Source organism: Desulfobacter sp., assembly GCA_028768545.1.
In the GTDB taxonomy this organism is placed as follows: domain Bacteria; phylum Desulfobacterota; class Desulfobacteria; order Desulfobacterales; family Desulfobacteraceae; genus Desulfobacter.
This window is the reverse complement of the sequence record CP054838.1, coordinates 4433460-4457214: the sequence shown is the minus strand read 5'-3', so window position 1 is coordinate 4457214 and position 23755 is coordinate 4433460. Positions and strand designations below refer to the sequence as shown.

At 47.6% G+C, this 23755-nt stretch carries 22 protein-coding genes; 18 read left to right on the top strand and 4 right to left on the bottom strand.

Features of this window, described 5'->3' with window-relative positions; all coding sequences use genetic code 11:
• Positions 1–96 precede the first annotated feature (96 nt).
• The 10 genes from HUN05_21680 to HUN05_21635 all read left to right on the top strand — a co-directional run bounded on the left by HUN05_21680 (position 97) and on the right by HUN05_21635 (position 10110).
• Positions 97–1368 carry an OFA family MFS transporter gene (locus HUN05_21680; protein WDP87412.1) on the top strand — a complete coding sequence of 424 codons (1272 nt, stop codon included), beginning with the start codon at positions 97–99 and terminating at the stop codon, positions 1366–1368.
• Between the two features lie 71 nt (positions 1369–1439).
• Positions 1440–3404, top strand: coding sequence for an acetate--CoA ligase (acs, locus tag HUN05_21675; protein ID WDP87411.1), 1965 nt, complete (start codon positions 1440–1442; stop codon positions 3402–3404).
• Positions 3405–3584: 180 nt separating this feature from the next.
• Positions 3585–4436: a mechanosensitive ion channel family protein gene (locus tag HUN05_21670; protein WDP87410.1), complete on the top strand. Its 852-nt coding sequence runs from the start codon at positions 3585–3587 to the stop codon at positions 4434–4436.
• 1 nt (position 4437) lies between these two features.
• Complete coding sequence (locus HUN05_21665) at positions 4438–4758, top strand: hypothetical protein (protein WDP87409.1); 321 nt, start codon at positions 4438–4440, stop codon at positions 4756–4758.
• Between the two features lie 137 nt (positions 4759–4895).
• Positions 4896–5468 (top strand): SurA N-terminal domain-containing protein, encoded by a 573-nt coding sequence (locus HUN05_21660; GenBank protein ID WDP87408.1) that lies wholly within the window; start codon positions 4896–4898, stop codon positions 5466–5468.
• 13 nt (positions 5469–5481) lie between these two features.
• Positions 5482–5823 carry a hypothetical protein gene (locus HUN05_21655; protein WDP87407.1) on the top strand — a complete coding sequence of 114 codons (342 nt, stop codon included), beginning with the start codon at positions 5482–5484 and terminating at the stop codon, positions 5821–5823.
• Positions 5824–6025: 202 nt separating this feature from the next.
• On the top strand, positions 6026–6568 hold the full coding sequence (locus HUN05_21650; protein WDP87406.1) for a hypothetical protein: 543 nt from the start codon (positions 6026–6028) through the stop codon (positions 6566–6568).
• A gap of 13 nt (positions 6569–6581) precedes the next feature.
• Entirely contained in the window at positions 6582–7679 is a 1098-nt protein-coding gene (gene rfbB, locus HUN05_21645; protein WDP87405.1) for a dTDP-glucose 4,6-dehydratase, read from the top strand.
• A gap of 202 nt (positions 7680–7881) precedes the next feature.
• Entirely contained in the window at positions 7882–8541 is a 660-nt protein-coding gene (locus HUN05_21640) for a TetR/AcrR family transcriptional regulator (protein WDP87404.1), read from the top strand.
• Between the two features lie 105 nt (positions 8542–8646).
• Positions 8647–10110, top strand: a complete 1464-nt coding sequence (locus HUN05_21635; GenBank protein ID WDP87403.1) for a hypothetical protein — start codon at positions 8647–8649, stop codon at positions 10108–10110.
• Here HUN05_21635 and HUN05_21630 read toward each other — a convergent pair.
• Positions 10107–11276 (bottom strand): IS4 family transposase, encoded by a 1170-nt coding sequence (locus HUN05_21630; protein ID WDP88183.1) that lies wholly within the window; start codon positions 11274–11276, stop codon positions 10107–10109. The two genes, HUN05_21635 and HUN05_21630, sit on opposite strands and share 4 nt — an antisense overlap.
• Positions 11277–11562: 286 nt before the next feature.
• On the opposite strand from HUN05_21630, the gene HUN05_21625 reads away from it, so the two are divergent.
• The 8 genes from HUN05_21625 to HUN05_21590 all read left to right on the top strand — a co-directional run bounded on the left by HUN05_21625 (position 11563) and on the right by HUN05_21590 (position 20378).
• Positions 11563–12867: a hypothetical protein gene (locus tag HUN05_21625; protein ID WDP87402.1), complete on the top strand. Its 1305-nt coding sequence runs from the start codon at positions 11563–11565 to the stop codon at positions 12865–12867.
• Between the two features lie 395 nt (positions 12868–13262).
• Positions 13263–14477 carry an ISL3 family transposase gene (locus HUN05_21620; GenBank protein WDP87401.1) on the top strand — a complete coding sequence of 405 codons (1215 nt, stop codon included), beginning with the start codon at positions 13263–13265 and terminating at the stop codon, positions 14475–14477.
• 10 nt (positions 14478–14487) lie between these two features.
• Entirely contained in the window at positions 14488–15021 is a 534-nt protein-coding gene (locus HUN05_21615; GenBank protein ID WDP87400.1) for an ABC transporter permease, read from the top strand.
• Positions 14915–15364, top strand: a complete 450-nt coding sequence (locus HUN05_21610) for an ABC transporter permease (GenBank protein ID WDP87399.1) — start codon at positions 14915–14917, stop codon at positions 15362–15364. The genes HUN05_21615 and HUN05_21610 overlap by 107 nt, the downstream gene beginning before the upstream one ends.
• A gap of 8 nt (positions 15365–15372) precedes the next feature.
• The gene (locus HUN05_21605; protein ID WDP87398.1) at positions 15373–16296 is read left to right on the top strand and encodes an ABC transporter permease; all 924 of its coding nucleotides are present in this window, start codon (positions 15373–15375) and stop codon (positions 16294–16296) included.
• The gene (locus HUN05_21600) at positions 16293–18302 is read left to right on the top strand and encodes an ABC transporter ATP-binding protein (GenBank protein WDP87397.1); all 2010 of its coding nucleotides are present in this window, start codon (positions 16293–16295) and stop codon (positions 18300–18302) included. The genes HUN05_21605 and HUN05_21600 overlap by 4 nt, the downstream gene beginning before the upstream one ends.
• A 552-nt stretch (positions 18303–18854) precedes the next feature.
• Positions 18855–20024 carry an IS4 family transposase gene (locus tag HUN05_21595; GenBank protein WDP88182.1) on the top strand — a complete coding sequence of 390 codons (1170 nt, stop codon included), beginning with the start codon at positions 18855–18857 and terminating at the stop codon, positions 20022–20024.
• 117 nt (positions 20025–20141) lie between these two features.
• Complete coding sequence (locus tag HUN05_21590; protein WDP87396.1) at positions 20142–20378, top strand: hypothetical protein; 237 nt, start codon at positions 20142–20144, stop codon at positions 20376–20378.
• A gap of 15 nt (positions 20379–20393) precedes the next feature.
• Here the strand turns inward: HUN05_21590 and HUN05_21585 are convergent, their stop codons facing one another.
• The 3 genes from HUN05_21585 to HUN05_21575 all read right to left on the bottom strand — a co-directional run bounded on the left by HUN05_21585 (position 20394) and on the right by HUN05_21575 (position 23727).
• Positions 20394–21887: a hypothetical protein gene (locus tag HUN05_21585; GenBank protein ID WDP87395.1), complete on the bottom strand. Its 1494-nt coding sequence runs from the start codon at positions 21885–21887 to the stop codon at positions 20394–20396.
• A 380-nt stretch (positions 21888–22267) separates the two neighbouring features.
• The gene (locus HUN05_21580) at positions 22268–22771 is read right to left on the bottom strand and encodes a DUF309 domain-containing protein (protein ID WDP87394.1); all 504 of its coding nucleotides are present in this window, start codon (positions 22769–22771) and stop codon (positions 22268–22270) included.
• A complete protein-coding gene (locus HUN05_21575) occupies positions 22771–23727 on the bottom strand; it encodes a class I SAM-dependent methyltransferase (GenBank protein ID WDP87393.1) in 957 nt (318 codons plus the stop codon). The genes HUN05_21580 and HUN05_21575 overlap by 1 nt, the downstream gene beginning before the upstream one ends.
• Between the last annotated feature and the right edge of the window lie 28 nt (positions 23728–23755).

The following is a 23755-nucleotide window of genomic DNA, read 5'->3' as shown; positions in this document are numbered from 1 at the left end:
TTTTCACCTTAGGCACGCTGATTGCCCTTATAAAAAATGAATGGGAATCAGTATGTGGCAAAAATCAGGTCAGCGCTTAGCTAAAGGAGATGCATTATGAAAGAGATCAAAAATCTTGGATGGCGGGTCACATTTGCCGGGTTGGGAATTAATCTGGCCCTGGGAATTTTGTATGCCTGGTCCATATTTAAAATGTCCATCAAAGAGTCCATTACCGCAGGGGACGGGGTGTTTAACTGGAGTCTGGCCTCTTTGAATGATCCGTACGCGGTCTGCTGCCTGGTCTTTGCCTTTGCCATGATATTTGCCGGAAGGGTTCAGGACAGAACCAGTCCTAAGGTGACCGCGGTAATCGGAGGGGTGTTGACCGGTGCGGGCTTGATTCTCATTGCATTGTCCACTTCCTGGATTGTCTGGATCCTGGGATTCGGGGTGCTCATGGGCCTGGGCCTGGGGTTTGGGTATGCCTCTGCAACCCCGCCGGCCATTAAGTGGTTTCCCCCGGCCAAAACCGGTATGATTGCAGGCATTGTCGTGGCCGGATTCGGTATAGCCTCTGTTTATATTGCCCCTTTGGGCACCTTTTTGATCAACCAATTCGGGCTGAGCCAGTCCATGATGATTTTCGGCATTGCCTTTCTGGTCATTGTCTCTGTTTTGGCCCAGTTCCTTGTCAACCCGCCCCAGGGATATGTTCATCCCCATGCCAGGGCCACGGCCACATCGCCTGGCACAGCCCCAGGCATTGACTATTCGCCTTCTGAAATGATGAAAACCGCCTCTTTTTATAAGCTGTGGATCATCTTTTGTGTGGCCTCGGGCGCAGGCCTCATGATCATCGGCGGGGTGGCCGGCATGGCCAAGTCCGGCATGGGCTCCATGGCCTGGGTCGTGGTTGCCCTCATGGCCGTGGGCAATGCCGGGGGCAGGGTGGTGGCCGGCATCCTTTCGGATAAAATCGGACGGACCAATACCTTGTTTATCATGCTGGTTTTCCAGGCCTTTGTCATTTTTTCCCTTTTATTTATTACCCCGGGCCAGGTGGTCCTTCTGGTGATGGCCGCCTCTTTTATCGGGTTTAATTACGGGACCAACCTTTCCTTGTTTCCTTCGGCTACCAAGGATTATTTCGGGTTGAAAAATTTCGGGGTCAACTACGGCCTTGTCTTTTCAGCCTGGGGCATCGGGGGATTTGTTTTCCCCAGGGTTTGTCAGATGATCGTGGCCTATACCCACAGTCCGAGGATGGCCTATATTCTGGCCGCAGGCCTGCTTCTTGCCGGTGCAGTGCTGGCGCTTTTGACCCGTGCCCCTGAAGTCCGGGAAGAGACCGGCTTTATCGGTAAACCTGTTTGCGAAGAAAACTGATTGTCCGGGCCGTTTTGATTGCCTGCCCGGCCTTTCCCCATTGAATGTTCTATATCCACGAGGAGAGGCTTATGACCGAATTCAAATTTCATGCACCAGATCAGCATCGCGAAAATGCCTGGATCAAAACCATGGACCAGTACGAAAAAATGTACAAGGCTTCCATTGAAGACCCGGATACATTCTGGGCTGAGATTGCAGACCAGTTTTACTGGGAAAAAAAATGGGACAAGGTCAGGGATTATAATTATTCCATTTCCAAGGGCCCTGTATTTATTGAATGGTTTAAGAACGGGAAAACCAATATTACTTACAACTGCCTGGACCGCCATCTGGAAACCCGGAGGGATCAGACCGCTTTGATCTGGGAGGGAAATAACCCGGGCGAGGACCTTACGATTTCCTATGGCCAGCTCCATGAAAAAGTATGCCAATTTGCCAATGCCTTAAAGGCAAAAGGGGTGGGCAAAGGGGACCGGGTGGCCATTTATATGCCCATGATTCCTGAACTTGCCGTGACCATGCTGGCCTGCGCCCGGATCGGTGCCATCCATTCCATTGTGTTTGGGGGATTTTCTTCCGAAGCCCTGGGCAATCGGATCATGGACTCTTATTGCAAGGTGCTGGTCACCACGGACGGTGTGATGCGCGGGGCCAAGGCCGTTCACTTGAAAGGTAATGCAGATTCCGCCCTGGACCATTGCCGGGCCCAGGGCCATGAAGTGGAAACCTGTTTTGTGGTGCGGAGGACCAACTCAGAGGTTGAAATGCGTCCCGGCCGGGATCTCTGGTGGCATGATGCTGTCGATGCCCAGTCTGCCGACTGTCCTGTGGAATGGATGGATGCCGAAGATCCGCTTTTTATTCTGTATACCTCAGGGTCCACCGGCACCCCCAAGGGGGTTCAGCATAATGTGGGCGGGTATATGGTCTATACCGGCACCACCTTTAAATATATTTTTGACTACCATGACGGGGACATCTATTGGTGCACCGCTGATATCGGCTGGGTCACCGGCCATTCCTATATTGTTTACGGCCCCCTTTCCCAGGGTGCCACAAGCCTCATGTTTGAAGGGGTGCCCACCTATCCGGACCCGGGCCGGTTCTGGGCCACGGTGGACAAGTGGAAGGTCAACCAGTTTTATACGGCACCCACGGCCATAAGGGCGCTCATGGCCCAGGGGGAAGAATGGGTGGAAAAATACGATCTGTCCTCCCTGCGTCTTTTAGGATCTGTGGGCGAGCCCATCAATCCCGAAGCCTGGCGCTGGTATCATAAATATGTGGGCAAAGAGAACTGCCCCATCGTGGATACCTGGTGGCAGACCGAGACCGGCGGAATCATGATTTCGCCTTTGCCTTACGCCATTGACCAGAAACCCGGCAGTGCCACCCTGCCCTTTTTCAGCGTCAATCCGGTGCTGCTCAACGAAGCGGGCAAGGAGCTTGAGGGGGCCTGCGACGGGATACTGGCCTTAAAAGAACCCTGGCCCGGCCAGATGCGCACGGTGTACAATAACCATGACCGGTTTGAAAAGGTGTATTTCCAGATGTTTGACGGGTATTATTTTGCCGGGGACGGGTGCCGCAGGGATGAAGACGGATATTTCTGGATCACAGGGCGGGTGGATGATGTGATCAACGTCTCCGGCCACCGCATGGGCACAGCCGAGGTGGAATCAGCCCTGGTCAGCCACCCCCTGGTGGCCGAGGCAGCAGTGATCGGGTTTCCCCACGACATCAAAGGTCAGGGAATCTATGCCTTTGTGACCCTTAAGGTGAGTGCTGCGCCCTCGGATGACCTTTTGGCCCGGTTAAAGGCCCATGTTCGTCAGGAGATCGGGCCCATTGCCACCCCGGATATCATTAATTTTGCCCCGGCCCTGCCCAAGACCCGCTCGGGCAAGATCATGCGCCGGATTTTAAGGAAAATTGCCACGGATGAGTTTGATCAGCTTGGCGATATTTCCACCCTGGCAGATCTTGAAGTGGTGGGCAACCTCATTGACAGTCACAAGGAGCTGACCCAATAATATTTTTTTCATAAAGTCATGATCGGATGTTCTCCATTTTATGATTTTTCCTCCAAAGGCCGGAAGCCCACATCTTCCGGCCTTTTACTTTTTCTTGACACCGGTCTTGGTTTTTGGTTATAGGGGCATAAAGACGATTCGTATCAGATTTGGGTGGAACTCAAACTTGAAGGATAGGTTATGGAAGATCAGGTCACACGATTACAGGAACTGGGCAGGCTCATGCAGGACCGTGGCCTTGAGTTGATAACAGCCTTGATCATATTGATCATCGGGCTTTTTATCACCAAATGGGCAATAAAAACCATCAAAATTTTGATGGACAAAGTCTTTAAAAATGCTGCTGTCGGTTCCATTGTGGCCAACAGCACAGGCGTATTGCTTTTAGGGGTGGTCATCATTGCCTCGGCCATGAATATCGGCGTTAAGCCGGGACCTTTGGTGGCCCTGATGATGATCGTTGTCCTGGCGGCCATTGGGATTATCGTTATTTTCAGGCCTTTGATTCCCACCCTGCCGTTTAAGGTGGGCAATACGGTCAAGGCAGGCAATCTTCTGGGCAAGGTTGAAGTCACCACCGTATTGAACACCCGTTTACGGACCTTTGACGGCAAGACTTTTTTTGTTCCCAACCGCCAGATTCTCAACGATATTGTGATCAACTACCATTTTACCCGGACACGGCGGGTAAAGCTGGATGTGACCATTCGCTATGACCAGGACCTGACTCTGGCCAAACGGGTGCTTGAAGCCTTGATGATCGAGGATGCCAGGATACTTGCCAAACCCAATCCCCAGGTTTATGTGCTGGAACTGGGGTCCAACGGGGTAAAGATTGGAGGACGCTGCTGGGTGAACAACATAAAATACTGGGTGACCAAATGCGAGATGCTTGAAAAGGTAAAGCTTCGCTTTGATGCCGAGGGTATTGATTTTGCCTACCATCAGGTGGATATAACCCACAGACGGGCCATGGATAACCTGGATATGGATATGGCCATGGAGATGTCCATGGGGGAGGGTGACGCATAAGATGAAACTTGCCAAAGGAATGAAAAAGATTGCCGAGGGCTGGATTGTCAAACCCAAGGGGTTCCGGGTCAGGTTCGAGCAGATGACAGACGGTGAGCTGATCTTGGGCTATTCTCCGCCCAAAGAGGACAATCCACTGGATTCCGACGTGACCACCTGGCGGTACGGGTGGAAGCTTGCCATGGCCACCCGGCCGGGTGATCAGGGCCTTGAGGAGGGCTGTCTGGTCAATGTCACCGTGGTCAATGATCAAGACGACCCCGTCAACTATTACGCCACAGGAAAACCTCAAATATTTAACGAATACGAAAAAACGATTTAACCGTGTCCGTATTGTTTAGCTGAAAATTTTCAGGGGGCCTTTTTAACGTCCTTGGAGCCTAAGCCTGTTTATCACCCCCCCGCATTGGGTCTGGCCAGAAGTTAAGATTCGGCCGGCAAATCAACAAAGGGGGGGGGATGAAAACGTTTATCTGGATTATTTTTACGGGTTTCATGGGGCTGAGCCTTTCAGGGCTCACCTCCTGCGGCCAGGACCGTTCGGCAGATTCAAAAGACCAGGCCATAAAGGTAAACAACACAAGGATTTCCTTTGCCCGGTTCAACGAACTGATCAAGCGCCAGGCCTATACAGATCCTGAACTTGAAATTACCCGGGAAAACAAGGCCCGGTTTGCAGACTATCTTGTTCAAAAGGAATTGATGATCCAGGAGGCTGTGAGCCTGAACCTGGACCAGCGGGAAGATTTTATTTGCACCATTGAAAAATATTGGGAATCCACCCTGATCCGCACCCTTTTAGATCTGAAAACCGCTCAGTTCAAAGCTCAGATCCTTGTGACCCAAGAAGATATGCGAGCCTATTATCTGAAAAACAAGGATGAGTTGGGCCAACCCTACGAGAGCGTTCGAGAAAAGATCAAACGCATTCTTTTGGCCAGGACCCTTGAAGACAAACTTGCCGCATGGACAAGACAACTCAGGGAATCTGCCGATATTTCCATCAACACGTCCATTGTGAAAGACAAATAAGGAAGGTGCCGCCATGGCCCGAAAAAAAACCGAAAAAAAAAGAAGTCAGCACTATATAAACAAGGGGTTTCAAGTTCGTTTCATGGCTCAATTTATTTTGATTCTCTTGCTGGGCGGAATCATCAGTGTCGGGCTGACCCTGTTTAATACCAAAGACTCTTTGACCTCAACCTATGTGGGGTCCAGGCTGGTCATTGAAAACACCTCTTTGGCCATCCTGCCCTCGGTGGTGTATACCACCCTGATCACCACTGTTTTGATCGGAGTTTTAGGGGGGCTTGTCACCCTTTTGGTCTCCCACAAGATTGCAGGCCCCATGTACCGGTTTGAAGCCGATATTCAAAGGGTGGCCTGAGGAGATCTTAAATTCCGGATTCAGATCCGGGAAAAAGACCAGTTCCAGGATCTGGCCGTTTCCCTGAACCAGATGATCAAGGCCCTGCATCTTAAAGTTCTGATTTTGAAAAAAGAGATTCACAATATTGACGGGGATGGTCAGGCATCTAGCCGGATGGGGAAATTATTAGATGAACATTTTAAACTTTGATTAAAATGGCGTGGCTTTTTGTTTTCTGGCCTGGCCAGGATCAGGTGCTGCAGCCAAATTTGTATGGCAGACCCTTGAGACCCGATATTTAATCCTGCATTTTCAAAGGGATTCAGACCTTGAAAAATTTGACCGGAAAATCGAACCTGTTAAACATATTGCAGGGTTTAAAAAGGCGGCTCTGGACCGTCCTGATCCGGGGAAATATGCAGACCTGGTCAAAAAAATGGATAGTTTAGTTGAAAAAGTTCAGCTGATTTTAGACATGAGAAAACCCATGCAAGTGAACATCCGTATTTATCCGGACAGACAGGCCTTGCAAAATGCCCATTTAAATTTATATAAAAAGGGCCGGGCCATGAGGGCCTGGTATTTATACGAGTACAATACCATTTATGTGAATGTGGATGATCTTTTTTCAGGCATGCTTGCCCATGAAATTGCCCATGCCGTTATTGACCATTATCTTGAGGCCCGTCCCCCCAGAGCCACGGCGGAAATCCTGGCCCGGTACGTGGACGCCCATTTAAATGAGCAAGCAAAAGTATATTAAAAGGATGTATTGAATGCCCAATCTGCTTGTTACCGGAGGGGCCGGGTTCATCGGCACCAATTTTGTGTATTATTGGAAGAAAAAATATCCAGACGACCGGGTGGTGGTTCTGGATGCCCTGACCTATGCCGGTAATCCGGATAATTTAGAAAAGATAAAAGACCGCCCTGGATTTTATTTTGTCCACGGCAATATCCTTGACCAGGCAATGGTGGAAACGCTGATCAAGGACCATGGTATTGACACCATGGTTCATTTTGCTGCCGAATCCCATGTGGACCGGTCTATTCTCGGGCCGGACGAATTTATCCAGACCAATATTGTGGGCACCCATTCCCTGCTCAAAGCGGCAAAATCATGCTGGCTGGACCGGGGAACGGGACAGCCCCACAGGTTTCATCATGTGTCCACGGACGAGGTTTACGGCACCCTGGGCAAGACCGAATCCCCCTTTTGTGAAACCACCCCCTATGCGCCCAACTCGCCCTATGCGGCCAGCAAGGCAGCATCGGATCATCTGGTCAGGGCCTATCACGAGACTTACGGGCTTGGAGTGACCACCTCCAACTGTTCCAATAATTTCGGCCCGTTTCAATTTCCTGAAAAACTGATCCCCCTCTGTATTGCCAATATTTTAAACCAAAAGCCCCTGCCGGTATACGGGGACGGCAGGCAGATCCGGGACTGGCTCTATGTGGATGACCACAACATCGGGGTTGATCTGATCCTCAACCATGGAAAGATCGGCCAGACCTATAATATCGGGGGCAATAACGAAAAGACCAATGTGGAGATTGTGAACACCATCTGCCAATGCATTGACCAACGGTTTGATCAGGATTCAGAACTGGGGAGACGGTTTGCCAAAGCCCCGCCTGCAAAAGGAGAGCCTTCAGCCTCTTTGATCACCCATGTCAAGGACCGGGCAGGCCATGACCGGCGGTATGCCATTGATCCTGGAAAAATTCAATCCCAGCTTGGGTATGCCCCCTCTTTTTGTTTTGAGTCTGCCATTGAAACCACCATTGACTGGTATCTTGACCATGAATCCTGGTGGAAAAAACTTATGGAAAAAAGTTCTCTATCTTCCACAGGGAAATCCCAGGTTTAAAGGACCAGGTTTTTGAGCCTGGGGTTCAACAGCCAAAGACATGATTGTTACATCCCGAATGCCGGGGAAAAATTGAGGGTCCAAATATAAGGTATTGTATTTTTAGATGTTTGGGGTTTATTCAAGGTTGAAAAATAACTTGACTTATTATATAGACCCTTTATATATAGGATCTATATAATTTAATTCAGGACATTATCCCATGCCGAGAAAATCGCAGTTCACTGCTGAAAAAATCGTTGAAACCGCCTATGCACTTGCCCGGGAAAACGGGTGGGACGGGCTGTCCGTTACCGCTGTTGCAAAGAAAATCGGCAGTTCCACCATGCCTGTATATTCTTATTTCGACAACCTGGAAAAATTAAAGGATGCCGTGGTCGTAAAGGCCTGGCATCTGCTCATGGAATATGAAACCAGGCATTATACCGGGGATGCCTGGGTGGATCAGTCCATGGGATATATCCGGTTTGCCATGGCAGAGAATAATTTATTTCATTGTATGTTTGACGGCAGGAACAACCCGCTTCAGCTCAAGATGCGTGTTGTCCACTGGAACCGCCTGACCAGAGCCCTTAGGGGGTATGAAGCCTTTAAGGGACTTGAAAGCGAACAGATGTTTTTGATCCGGTATTCGCGGGGGATGTATACCCACGGACTGGCCACCTCGGTTATTTCAAACTGGGGTAAGCTGCTGGAAGTCGACGGGATGGTGGAAAACCTTGTGGTGGCCATGAGCCGTTCCATATTAGAAGGATACAAACTCACCTACGATTGTGAAAATGAAAATATCGGATTTATAGACAAAGAAATCAAAAAGATGTTTAAAGCAGGTAAACTTGAACCGGATCATGAAAAAGAATAATTTTATAAGGTGATCCATACCACCGGTTGGCTTTAGCGCGCTGGCTTTTATTTTCATTAAACCAGGAGATTATCGTCTGTAATCTCATTGATGGGAGAGGTGCGCATGAAAAAGATTCATTCAACAGGGGTTAAAGCATTTAGGTCTTTTACCCGTTTGTTCAGTTCTTTTTTTATATTCTTTATTTTATTCGGCAATTTGTTTTTTTTCACCCATGCCCAGGCAGCTGGCCCTGAATACGGGGGCAGATTAACCTTTTTAGGGGAAGTGGATGTCAGGGGATTTGATGCCATCAAGACCCGGTCCCTGGTTGGCGGCGGAAGAATCGTGGCACGTCTGGTTATGGATAAACTCTTCAGCCGTGGAGAAAACGGCGAATTGCTGCCAGGGCTGGGGCTGTCTGCCGTTAACTCAAAAGATGGAAAAACATGGACCATCGTACTTCGCCAGGGGGTGAAGTTTCACGATAACACCCCGTTTAACGTCGATGCCGTGGTCCATCACTGGAAACGGATCCTGAATCCTGAAAATCGATTTAGAGGGCTTTTGCTTATCCAGCCCATTGTCTCGGTTGAAAAAACCAAGGAATTTGAGGTACGGTTTCATCTGAAACATGCATGGACGCCCTTTACTGCCTTTCTGACCAACCCTTCAGGTTTTTCCGCACTTATCCCGTCGCCCACGGCAGTTGAAAACGGGACCCACAACCTGTCGCCGGTGGGCACGGGTCCCTTTGTTTTCAAAGAATGGAAACGGGGGGATTATCTTCTTGTTGCCAAGAATTCAGCCTATTGGCAAAAGGGCAAACCTTATCTGGATGAAGTGGTTTTTAAGGCCATACCCGACCATGGCGCCCGATATGCCACCCTGGCGTCGGGACAGGCAGATTTGATGATCACCGACAGGGCAATGCATGTAAAAAAGCTGGAAAAAAATCCTGAATTCACCACCTATCTCCTCAAATGGCGGGGCGCAAGTATCATTACCATGAACAATATGAAGCCCCCTTTAGATGATGTTCGGGTACGCCGGGCCATTGCTCTGGGGTGGGATCAGAAACAATATATCCGCATGAGTTTCAAGGATATCGTGCCCCATGCGGAACATTGGTTTGGGGATGCGATCAATTGCAAGGATGTGGGGTATCCTGCCCCTGATCTGGAAAAAGCCAGGCAGTTGATTCAAGACTATGGAAAACCTGTGGCCCTGGAATATATTCACACGGCCACCAACAGGGGAAAAGAGGCCGGGGTCATCATGCAGCAGATGATGAAAAAAATCGGGGTTAAAATCACCCCGGTGCCTTCGGATTATCCCGGACTCATCAAGCGGCTGGTCAGCAAAAAATTTGACATGACCTCCTGGGGTATCCCCGGGGCGTATGATATGGGGCCGATCACCACGGCAGTCCTCCACTCCAAAAGTCCGTGGAATGTATCTCGGTACACCAGTCAGGAGATGGACAAGACCCTCATGGAACTGCGGAGGACAACGGATCCGGGTCAAAGAGAAAAGATCATGTGCCGCATTGCCCGCAAGGTTAATTCAGAAACAGTGATGTCCGGTTAGGTTTTTGCTTGCTCAATAATTTTTTGATCTTTGACAATATTGTCCCTGTTTGAACTATGAGAGCCCTGCTCCTCGCAGCCAAACAGGTCATTTAGAATGGCGGTTCGCAGCTGCCGAACTCTTTTGATCGTGACCTTTTCATTAAACTGTTTTTGGCAATGGATTGCCAGTAACAGGTAAGTGATAAGGCCGCCAAGAATCTGAACCATAAGGCCGTATTCACTGCGGGCAATGAGATGATATACCTTCAGATGTTCTTTCCACCATTTGAAAAAATCCTCAATGGTCCACCGGAGTTTATAAATTGTTGCTATTTGTTCCGCTGTTAAATCATGCCTGTCAGTTGCCACATAGTATTTGACGCCAGCAATTTTATAGCCAACAACCCGAACAGGCCTTTTCGTCTGGTTTTGATTCGGAGTACCAAGTTTAACCAGTGCATCATAAAAAATGTAGCTGTCGGAAGGGGTCTCGTGGTTATCAATAATTGTTCTTGTTGTCCTGGTTTTTATACGGCAGACAAAATGTTTGCCTTGCTCCTGAAGCAGGTCAAATTCTTTATGGGATTGATATCCACGATCCATAACACCTGTTTGCCCCTTGGAAAGTATTTTGGGAACAAAAGTGCGTTCAGCGCCGTTGCCTTCAGTCAAAAAGATTTTGTTTGGGATTCCGTGATTAATGTCAAATCCGCAATGTACTTTGGCTTTTTTACTTCCTTTTCTGTAGTTCGCCCAGTGCATTGAAAGGACTGCATTTATGAGACTACCGTCAATGGAAACCAACTCTCCTAACTCGGCGTGTTCACCCGGATGACACTCAAGAGCCTGTTTATAAAGATCCTCAAAGATAAATTGCAGTTGTTCGAGTCCCCTGTGATTGATGGCTTCACAGAAACTACTACGGCTGATACCACCGTCTGGCGCAATATTTTCTTTAGCAAAAACATTCTCCTTGAGATCCTGAATTAAATGTCGGGCAGACTTGTGCTCCTGAAGATGGAAATAAACCAAAGCATTTATCTGGTCTTCGAATGTCATTTTTAAAGGGCGGTCTCCTCGAGATTGTAATTCCGGTGCTTTTGAAAGTGACTTTATCAGAGGGCACCTGAAATTGTCAAAGTTCAGGGACCGTAGTTGTTTTTTAGGGACTGAGATGTGCGTCATTTGAGCTCCTTGAGTTAAATTTTCAAGGCGCACAAAAATTTTTACGCACATTTGTCAACACAAAACCGACTGTTTTTTCAATGATTTTAGATGCTTTTTATATGCAACAACCTAACCGGACACTACTGATTCAGAAAAGCCTTTTTTATTTATCTTCGGCAGGACCTATTATGTTTTTGCAAAGAAAAATATCCGGAATATTGCCCTTCCCATACTGGGTGAAGAAGGCCTCAACATATCCGAAGCCTGGCTGTCAAACGGCCATTAAAATTTTTTGGAGGAACCCATGCAAAATACAGCTGAGGCCTCATTTAATGAACTTGTGGAAAAATATCTGGGAGGTCCGCTTCCCCGGGATATGACAGATCGTATTTCCATGTCAGAACACCCGGCCGAGGCAAAAAAATTTATTGTGCGGGCGCTGAAACTCATGAACCGGTCCAATTATCCAATCACCTCGCTTTCCCCTTATTTTATCCATTGGCTTTCCACGATCAAGACCATACTGCCAAGTGCATGGGGCGGACAAATCCCTCCCATCACGCTGCCCGATCGCCACAGAAAGCTTGATGCCTACATAAAAAATCAAACCCGGTTTAAGGGAAAAAAGGCCTTGGTTTTTCTGGACATGGGATGCGGGTTTCCCCCCATAACCGCATCTGATACTGCCAAGGCCCTGACTGACTGGCAGGTCTATGGGGTGGACTATTCGTTTCCGGATTATATTGTTTACGATAAAGAGGGGCATTATGCCTGCTTTGACAAAAGCGGGAGGTATCAATATTTTCAGGCTTTGATGAGCCGGAACGGCCGCGCCTTATACCAGGATCCCACAGCCACCCGAAAATATTTTACCCGGCTTTTTTCAACCCTCAAAGACCAGGGGGTTCCTTTTCCTGGCAAGACCCTGAAACTTTTTGAAAAGGACGGATGCCGCCTCATACGCAATCATGTGCTTAACTTTGAGTCAGAAAATCTTTGCCTGATCAAATCGGATATCAAAGATATCCGCCTTCCCCCTGTTATGGTGATTCGATGCATGAATGTACATGTTTACTTTGATCCAGACACCCGGAAAAAAATGGTGGCCCAGGCAGGAAAATTTCTTGAGCGTGACGGACTCATGATTGTGGGGACAAACGGTCTTGCCATTCAGGCCCGTTATTTTGTTTATGAGAAAAAAAAGGAGGGCCTGGCCTGCAAAGCGTTTGCCTTCAGCCCTGATAACCTGGGTCCCATCTCGTTTATGCCCTGGTTTACACTCCATGAAAATGATCCTGAAGCCCTGGCTTTGAGCCGGTTATCGCGAATCATCCGGTCCCATGAAACCTTTTGGCCCGAGTTTAGCAATGCCGTGGACAGGTTGCTGGCCGAAAAGGGGATATGCCGGCGGAGAGGGGATCATTTTTTTCAAGTCCCGGCCCAAGAGTTGTTGCCCCGTGAATATATGGCAAGAGGGGCTGCCATATTGCAGGAACTGGACTCAAAAGGCTATGTTGACGGTGCTGTTGAGGTCCTTAACAAGGCAGGGTATGAGGCATGGAAAAATCCAGTGGGTGATATTGCGGTGAACCCCTTGTCCGTTTTTTAATCTGTATTGTTTTTCTCTTCTCTGATAAGAAAAACGTCAGAGGCAAAAAAACAGCCGGTATCTTTGATGGGGTGATTTTTGATAAGCCCCTGATTTTTCTTCTTTCACTCAGCACCGCCTTTTCTCTGTGCTGTATTGCCCGGATCATGTACGTTTTCAAATATGAGCTGAACAATGAATAGATTTTTAAAAAAACTATTAAAACTTTTATTGGTGGTCCTCTGTGTCACCTGGTTTACCTTTTTGAGGTTCATCAGAAAATCGCGTACCTGGACTGAGAAACATCACTGGGAAGGCAATAACACAGTAAGGATTTTTATGCTTGAAATGATGGTGTGAACATGATCATGTTCTAATTTTTTTGTGTTATTCGCACAAAATCGGAGAATGAATTAATGTCCACAAGCTTCATATACCATGCCTTTGGCCTTCGTGACTACTTTTATAAAACAACGCGTTTCATCGGTGGAATAATCACTTTTGAACTCATACCAAAACCGGAGGCGGTAAAATGCCCGGAATGTAATTCCAGGTCCGTCACCAGGAAAGGGATTGTGACAAGAGATCTCAGAACAATACCGGTAGGTTCAAAACCCGTGATTCTCAGGACGGCTATCCAGAGAATTTGGTGTTCGTTCTGTCAATTTGTCCGGCAAATCAAACTATCCTTTGCCCAGGAGGGGAAAAGCTATACCCGGGCTTTTGAACGGTATGTCTTGGAGTTGTCTCAGTTCATGACAATCAAAGATATTGCCATCCATTTAAGGATCAGCTGGGATACGATAAAGCAGATCCAGAAAGAAGACCTGCTGAGGCGTTATCGAAATATCCCCCTTGAGAAAGTCCGGCAGATTGCCATAGATGAAATTTCCATAGGGAAAGGGCATAAATACTTGACCATCGTGATGGATCTGGAATCCGGTAGAATTCTGCACGTGGGAGAAGGAAAAGGTGGTGAAGCTTTGAAATCTTTTTGGACAAAAGTGAAAATATCGAAAGCAAAAATCAAAGCCGTCAGCATCGATATGTCCCCGGCATACTTGAGTGCTGTTATTGAAAATCTTTCTGGTTCAGCAATTGTCTTTGACAGATTTCATGTTGTTAAATTGTTCAATGAGAAACTGTCGGATTTCAGGCGAAAGCTCTACAACCTTCTTGCCAATACCGGGCAACAAAAACTTCTGAAGGGAGTCCGGTGGCTTTTGTTAAAAAATCCCGAAAACCTCAGTGATGACAAGAAGGAGGCCCAACGGTTAGAAGAAGCATTGAAAATAAATCAGCCGCTATTGGTAGTCTACTACATGAAAGAGGAACTCAGGCAAATATGGAATCAAAAGAAAAAAGAAACAGCTGAAAAGATAGTCAGCAATTGGATCAATCTGGCCAATATTTCCAAAATTCCAATGTTGATGAAATTTGCCAAGACCTTGGCTGTGCACAGGCAAAGAATCCTTTCATACTATGATTACAGGATATCTACAGGTCCTTTAGAAGGGACAAATAACAAGATAAAAACCATGAAACGGAAAGCTTATGGATACAGGGATTCGGAGTTTTTCAGGTTGAAACTTTTGGACCTTCACAATAAAAGGTACGCATTAATCGGATGAACCCTTTTTGATGATAGATCTTCTGCCGGGTGATGCCGCCCATGAGATCGCAGGTGAAAATGCATCCATTGAAGAGGTCAGCGAAATCCAAGAGCAGCTCGGGCTGAATAAAAATATCATTGCCCGGTATTTTCGATGGGTTGCACGGGTGTTCCAAGGCGATCTCGGGGTGTCAAGCATCACCCAGGAAGTCGTTGCTGAAGCGATTTTAGCACGGCTGCCCGTAACAATTGAACTCATGCTGGTGGCCCAGTTCTTTGCACTTTTTCTGGCCGTTCCCCTTGGGATAATAAGCGCCTACAAGGCCAATTCCGGCTTTGATGATCTTCTCGCCGGACTTGCATTTGGATTCATGTCCACCCCTGTCTTTGTCATGTCCATCATGTTCATCTATTTTTTTTTCATTAAAACTGGGATGGTTGCCGGCCACAGGGTATGTGCCGCTCTCCCAGGGATTTTTAAAAAATATTCAGTCTTTTATCCTGCCGGGATTGAGCATTGCCCTGGTGGAGTGGGTGCCTTTAATGCGGGTGTTGAGAAGTGACATGATTGCCACCTTAAAAGAAGATTATATCCTTCTGGCCCGGGCCAAGGGCATTCCCGCCTATAAAATTTTGTTCAGCCATGCCTTAAAGCCCTCATCATTTACCTTGATCACCATCTTGGGAATTCAAATCGGACATCTTGTCGGCGGGGCCCTCATCGTGGAGATCATCTTTGCCCTGCCCGGGGTGGGCCGGCTTCTTGTGGGCGCAATTTACGGCAGGGATATTTTCATGGTTCAAGGATGCATCCTGTTTATCACCCTGGCCTATGTCGGCATAAATTTTTGCGTGGATGCCGTGTATTCGATTCTTGACCCCAGAATACGGATGCAACCCTATTGACGGAATTTATGGGAGACGATAACCTCAATAATAAATTCATCGTTTTGGCCCCCATGTCCCTGTCTGAAAAGCTTGGGGCAAGGTTCTGGCTTTCTATGGGCTGGGTTTTTATTGTATTGGGCTGCGCCTTGTTTGCCGATTATTTTCCTCTGCCCGAATATGGTCATATGGACTGGGAGAATCCAACATCGCCTCCTGGCACCCCTTGTGAGATGCCGGTTCGGCATGCAAACGGCCAATACCTCAGCGTACCATCCGTCTATATTTTCGGAACCGACACCCTGGGCCGTGATATTTTTACCCGGCTTATTTTCGGTGCTCGGGTGTCTTTGACCATCGGCCTGTTAACCCCCCTGGTCGGGCTGATCATCGGAGGCATCCTCGGGATGGCGGCAGGGTTTTACAGAGGCAAGATGGAAGGATTTATCATGTCTGTCATGGATGCAATCCTGGCCTTTCCCGGCCTGGTGCTTTTATTGCTCGTGGTCTTTCACCTGGGCCCCAGCTTAAAGAACCTCATACTGGCCTTGGGTTTTTTGACGATTCCGGCATTTACACGGGTGGCCAGGGCCAATACCCTGGCCTTTGCCAAACGGGAGTTTGTCATGGCTGCACGGGCTTTGGGGCAAAATGATCTTCATATCCTGGTTCAAGAGATTTTGCCCAATATTATGATGCCCCTGTTGATATATGCCCTTTTGGTTGTCTCTTATATGATCGTGGCTGAAGGCACCTTGGGATTTTTAGGCCTGGGGGTTCCCCCGCCAATGCCCAGCTGGGGCGGTATGATCGCAGACGGCAAGGAAGTTCTGGACGAGGCCGCCCATGTCAGTTTGATACCGGCCGGCATTATGTTTGTTACGGTGCTCTGTTTTAATATCATCGGTGACGCCATAAGAGGGCTTGTGGACGGCAGGGAGGGGCAGCTTTGAAACCAAAGAGCCCCCTGCTTTTAATTGACCAGCTCCGGGTGAAGATTCCCACCCCAAGGGGGGTGGTGCATGCGGTTGACCGGGTGAGCCTCTCTGTGGAAAAGGGAAAAATCCTCGGACTTGTGGGGGAATCGGGCTGCGGGAAAAGTATTTTATGCAAATCCATTTTGGGATTATTGCCCAAGGGGGCCGTGATTTCAGAAAAATCCAAAATAATGTTCAAGGGTAACGTCTTGAACACATTGCCTGAAAATGAGCTGAATAAAATCCGGGGCCGGCAGGTCGCCATGGTTTTTCAGGATCCCATGACCGCCTTAAATCCGGTAATGAAAATCGGCAGGCAGATTGCAGAACCCCTGGTGCACCACCTGGGAATGGGGCGCAAAAAGGCATTGAAAAAATCAGTTGAATTAATGGCCTTAGCCGGAATACCCAAACCCGGGATGCGTCTGGATCAATATCCCCATCAATTATCCGGGGGACTTTGCCAGCGGGTGGTCATTGCCATGGCCCTTGCCTGCAATCCCCAATTATTGATTGCGGATGAACCCACAACCGCCCTGGATGTCACGGTTCAGGCAGAAATTTTAGACCTTCTGGACCGGCTGGGCAAAGAACAGAACATGGCCGTCATTCTGGTCACCCATGATCTGAGTGTGGCCACGGCAAGATGCCAGGACATTGCGGTCATGTACGGAGGCAAACTGGTTGAAACCGCCCCTGCAAAAACATTTTTTTCCCGTATGAAAATGCCCTATACCCGCGCCCTTTTTGAGTCTTTACCGCGCCTGGAAAACCCGGTTCATTCAAAGCTGAACCCCATAGACGGTCGGCCGCCCAACCTTATATCCCCGCCCCGGGGATGCTGCTTTGCCCCCCGTTGCGCCTGTGCGGCTCAGCTTTGCCATGAAAAAAAGCCGCCTTTTTTGTGCGGGGATGATAAAGCCTACAAGACCGCGTGCTGGTATCCGCTGACCTCTCCCGGCAAAGGGTCTGAACAAGATCCCATTAAAAACAAGCGGCATTGGGTATTGAATAAAATGGATAAGAAAAAAGACAATACCCCTGTACTGGATGTTCAAAATCTCATGGTGGATTATCCCTTGAGCCGTAAAAAAGTTCTGCCTGCGGTCATCGATGTCAGCTTTAACATTTTTAAAGGAGAAACCCTTGGACTGGTGGGAGAGTCAGGGTGCGGAAAAACCTCTGTGGCCCGGGCCATTATCCAGCTTCCCAAGCCCACATCCGGCAGGGTGCTTTTTTGGGGCGAAGATCTTACCCAGGTTTCAAACCGGCGGTTAAGACAGCTTCGCCCCAATTTTCAGATCGTGTTCCAGGATGCTGTGGCAGCATTGAATCCAAGAAGAAAAATCGGAGAGGCCATCACCCACCCCCTTCATATGATACCCCAGGAAAAGGCCTCCCAAAAAAAACAAAGGGTTCTGGAAATAATGGACCAGGCAGGTATTGATCCTGACCTTTTTGACAGAAGGCCCTGTGAATTGTCCGGCGGGCAATGTCAACGGGTGCAGATTGCCCGGGCCTTGATGACAAAACCTTCTTTGTTAATTCTTGACGAGCCCGTATCATCCATAGATGTTTCAATTCAGGCTCAGATTTTAAACCTTCTTGAAAATTTAAGGAAACAATATGACCTGACCCTGCTTTTTATCTCCCATGATCTGTCGGTTGTCAAAAATGCATGCGACAGGGTGGCGGTCATGTACTTGGGAAAACTCTGCGAGATCGCCCCTTGTGAAACCCTCTATCGCACCCCCATCCACCCCTACACCCGGGCGCTTTTAAACGCGATCCCCAGCCCGGATCCCTTTAAACCCTCATCCAATGCGCCTCTGATGTCAGATGAGATGCCCTCAAAGGTTTCATTTGTTTGGGGTTGCCGGTTTAAAACCCGCTGTCCAAAGGCAGTAGACCGCTGCGAAAAGAAAGCACCTTTGCTCAAGATGATTGATGCGGATCATTGGGTGGCATGTCATTTTGTCTGAAAAGCTGTCCATAGCGCATCCCCACAATTTTTAAAAGAATGATTTCCAGGCAGGATTAGGGTGCATTTTTTTTCCGGGAGTGCTTAGTTCCAACCAGGCGGATGATTGGATCTGCCTTTCAAAATTTCAAACTGGGGATGAGCCCATGATCGAATCTTTCAATTATCTTATTCATATATCATTCAAGCTCAGATGGTATCCGGCTAAAAATTATAAAACAATTTTTGATGATTATCAGCGATCATCCGTTTTGGGATGATTTGCGCTACCCTCGTGTGCCATGGGTATATTGGATCTTAAGGAAAACGGATAAAATGTCCTCTATTCAGCCCTTTGAAATGAAGAATCCCATTCAGACCTCCTATGAATTATTCTGGCAGGAATTAAAAAAAAAGAGAACAATTCCGGGACTACTATTCAAAATCAGTAGTGTCCGGTTAGGTTGTTGCATATAAAAAGCATCTAAAATCATTGAAAAAACAGTCGGTTTTGTGTTGACAAATGTGCGTAAAAATTTTTGTGCGCCTTGAAAATTTAACTCAAGGAGCTCAAATGACGCACATCTCAGTCCCTAAAAAACAACTACGGTCCCTGAACTTTGACAATTTCAGGTGCCCTCTGATAAAGTCACTTTCAAAAGCACCGGAATTACAATCTCGAGGAGACCGCCCTTTAAAAATGACATTCGAAGACCAGATAAATGCTTTGGTTTATTTCCATCTTCAGGAGCACAAGTCTGCCCGACATTTAATTCAGGATCTCAAGGAGAATGTTTTTGCTAAAGAAAATATTGCGCCAGACGGTGGTATCAGCCGTAGTAGTTTCTGTGAAGCCATCAATCACAGGGGACTCGAACAACTGCAATTTATCTTTGAGGATCTTTATAAACAGGCTCTTGAGTGTCATCCGGGTGAACACGCCGAGTTAGGAGAGTTGGTTTCCATTGACGGTAGTCTCATAAATGCAGTCCTTTCAATGCACTGGGCGAACTACAGAAAAGGAAGTAAAAAAGCCAAAGTACATTGCGGATTTGACATTAATCACGGAATCCCAAACAAAATCTTTTTGACTGAAGGCAACGGCGCTGAACGCACTTTTGTTCCCAAAATACTTTCCAAGGGGCAAACAGGTGTTATGGATCGTGGATATCAATCCCATAAAGAATTTGACCTGCTTCAGGAGCAAGGCAAACATTTTGTCTGCCGTATAAAAACCAGGACAACAAGAACAATTATTGATAACCACGAGACCCCTTCCGACAGCTACATTTTTTATGATGCACTGGTTAAACTTGGTACTCCGAATCAAAACCAGACGAAAAGGCCTGTTCGGGTTGTTGGCTATAAAATTGCTGGCGTCAAATACTATGTGGCAACTGACAGGCATGATTTAACAGCGGAACAAATAGCAACAATTTATAAACTCCGGTGGACCATTGAGGATTTTTTCAAATGGTGGAAAGAACATCTGAAGGTATATCATCTCATTGCCCGCAGTGAATACGGCCTTATGGTTCAGATTCTTGGCGGCCTTATCACTTACCTGTTACTGGCAATCCATTGCCAAAAACAGTTTAACGAAAAGGTCACGATCAAAAGAGTTCGGCAGCTGCGAACCGCCATTCTAAATGACCTGTTTGGCTGCGAGGAGCAGGGCTCTCATAGTTCAAACAGGGACAATATTGTCAAAGATCAAAAAATTATTGAGCAAGCAAAAGCCTAACCGGACATCACTGGGAAATTCCAGATATTTGCCTTTCAATCCCTAGAGGAGGGGAGCCAAAACAAAAAGATTCATGTTTATATAGAAGGGGACGGCCTGGCCTGGATCACCTCGTCTATGCCCTCGGACAACCCCACCCCCCTGACCCCTGTGGGGCTCAAGCTTTTTTTAAAAGACCCTGCCCCCTGGAAAATATATTTGGCCCGGCCCTGCCAGTATCTTACCTCCGGGGCCTGCTGCCAGAAATACTGGGCCAGCCATAGGTTTTCAAAAGAGATTATGGACGCATTCCAAGGGGTGCTGGAGCAGATTAAAGCAGAGTACACCCCGGAAGGATTCACCCTTTTGCCATGACACCTGATTTTCTGGCTATAGATAATCAGGAATCATGTCACGGCGGAACACATCTGCTTGGGTCTCTGGTTGGCGGATAACTGAAATTTTGTCCTCATTTACCAGCAGGGTGCCTGGCCGGGGAATCGCATTGAAATTACTCATGGAAACCTCCTGGTAAGCCCCGACGTCTAACATCGCCATAATATCTCCTGTCTTGAGATCAGCAGGTACCTTGACCGCCGGGAATAATCTGTCGCCATAACAGCTTCTGCCCAGGATATCCATTTTTTTCACCAGCGGCCGGTCTGTTTTATTTGCAAAAATATAGTCATAGACATGATGCTCGTACCTGCCTCCGGTAAACCAGAATTCAGTGGTATCAACTGCTGCCTGGCTCCACTTGATGGGGGTTTCCATATGTTTCATGCTCATGATTTTAGTTAAATGGATACCTGTGTCTCCATGGAGGCTTCTGCCAGGTTCAACCTGGAGCATCAGCCCCTTGGTATTAATACCGTTTTCAGGAAGATGAGCTTGAAGGGTCTTTGAGCAAGCTGCAGCATAGTTTTCAATTGAAGGGGCAGGTTTCCCCTTTGGCTTGAAGACCACTGCTTTTTCCAGAATTTTGGAGAGGATGGGATATCTTAATTTGGGAAAAGGGGTCAAGGCCTTGGATAGGATGTGAAGCAAAAGATACTCATAGGGTTCGGAAAATTTAACTTCTGAGGCAAAAGGATCTCTTGGGCAGGCAAATCCCCCGCCGATACTAATCTCCCGGGGTTGAAAATTGCCCAAGGCCTTGCTGATAATGCCCATTTCCCTGGCATAGGCTTTCATCTGCTCTTTCCAGTATCTGGTGGAGGCATCATGCCGGCCATGGTGTTCGTGAAACCCCACAAGCTCCACTCGGTCGGATTTCATGATTCGCTTTCCAATTGAAATCACAGCATCCCTGGACAGCCCGCCTTTATAGACCAGGGCGGCAAGATCGGTTGATATCGGTCCTGACGGCACAAAATCACTGAATTTGGTGAACCCGTCCATGGCCGGCCTGACCCTGACCTTTGCAACCCTGTCTGATTTTTGGGCGGCATCTTCAATGGCATCCATTTCTTCAATACCGTCGATGGTAATCCTTGCCCCTTCTTTTAAGGCCCTGAATATGTGGTCTCTTTCCTTGGGAACACCATTGACGGAAATGAATCGGGGGTCAAACCCGGATTTGAGGGCAACTGAAAATTCATCTGCAGAATATATATCGCAGCCGCAGTTTTCATTTGCAATTATTTTCTGGATTGCAAAAATCCAGTTTGCTTTGGCTGCCGGCATGATCTTTACCGGCCCGTCCGTCCAATTGGATTCAAATCCTTTTTGAAAGCGGCGGATATTACGGCGAAGCTGGTTTTCTGAAATTACAAAGACCGGAGTTTTGTATTGTTCTGCAATATCAATGGTATCCAATTGCTCGATAAACAAATGTCCATTCCGGGTGCTCAAACAATCGTCAATCTTTTTTTCTGCCACCATGTCTCCTCCTCTTTGGTTTGAAATTGCCTGGGGGTTCTGCCTCGGTCAGTTGAAAAAATATTCAAAACAGCGGTTATACTGTTTTGATACCCAAAAAGAGGCGAAAAAAAAGATGATGATCAATGCAACGCCTTGAATGGAGATATCTTTTTTACCTTTATAGCGGGTATCTTCAGCAATTATTCAAAAGAGGTCAAATGACCATTTTTTGAATTTATTTGATATTTTTGGGCAAACGCTCCCATTAAAGGAGATCTTAGATTCAGATAAATGATCTGGTGATCATTTTATTGCAAAAGCCAATCCGGTGTCAAATCTTATAAAAAATATGAGTATTCGAAAACCTAAAATATAGCCAAACCAGATCAAAGGCTGGGATTTTATTTTGCCAGAAGAGAGGTCAAAGAGGTGATCAATTCGTCGGGATGAAAGGGGGAGGGCAGTTGCGCTCTAAATTCTTTGACCAGGGCCATGGCCTTTTGGGCCGAGGATATGGCGGCCTGCCTGCGCCCGGCCTCATCAAGGGCATGGGCCCCGTTGGTTCGTATGATTGCCTGGAGGGCTTTTTTCGATCTGCCCCCGGCCTTGAGCCATAGCTCTTCGACCCATTCGTGGCATTCAAAAAACAAGGCGTTGTCCCAGAGCAGCCAGGCGGTTTTCAGGGGGTCTGCTTCAACAGGAAAAATCTTTTCAAATACGAGTTTATAGGGTGTCATCCTGGAATGGATAAAATCAATATGGTCTTTGTCAGGGGCTGTTTTGACGAGCAGGCAGGCTGTCTTTTCAAATATGGTCCAGTCTTTTTGGGACAGCGCGTCCAGAAAGCTTTGGCAGAGTTGATTTCTGATATCCCGGGAAACCCGTTTTTCAAAGGGATCAAACATCAGAATTGGATCTCCCAGCATCGATGGATTTTTTTGCGTTTGTTGACATAGTCTTCAGGAATGGTCTGGTCTGTGATTTCCCTGATTTGATCCACATTGAGCTGATCTGTTTTTAAATCAAAATTCTGGTGGTTGGTTGAGAAAAACAAGGTTGCTTTGGGCCGCATGAGCAAAAAGACCTGGTTGAGGAGCAATACATGGTCTTTTGCAATGTCAAAGTGCTGTTCAGTGCGCTTGGTGGTGGAATAGGACGGAGGATCCACCACTGCCAGATCAAACGAGCGGTTTTCACGGACGGCTTGATCTAAAAAATCAAGGGTGTCTTTTTGGACCTGGCAATGTTCAGGCCCGGACAATTCGTTCAGGGCCAGGTTTTGTTTTACCCAGGTGATGGCGGTTTCAGACCGGTCCACGGACAGGGTGGACCGGGCACCGCCCTTGGCCGCATAACAGGTAAAGGCACCGGTATAGCAGTAGAGGTTTAAAAAATCTTTTCCTTTAGACATTTTTCTTACCCGCTGCCTTGTGTTTCTATGGTCTGAAAAAAGGCCTGTATCCACGTAATCGCTGGGGTTGATGAAGAATTGAAGATCCCTTTCTCCCATGGCAATTTTCTGGTCGGTGGTGTCTATGCGTTGATACCGGGTCCCCTCTTTTATGCCGGCTTTTCTGATTTTCAGGTGAAGGTTTTCTTGGGGTACATTCAAGGCCTTTGCCACGGCATCTCCCATCATGGGAAGCCAGTCCGGTCTTGACTGTTCCCGGCTGTATTCCCCGATGACCAGATGGCCGCCATACCAGTCCACCACCGCCCTTATTTCAGGGATATCCCAGTCATAGAGGCGAAAGACCTCAAGTCCTTGGCGTTTATATCTTTTGTACAAATGCTTGTATCGTTTTTTAACCCGGTTGGCCAGCATCGTGGCCTGGTCTTGATTTTTTTTACAGGCGTCCATGGCATAGGTTCATACACCATTGCCCCGG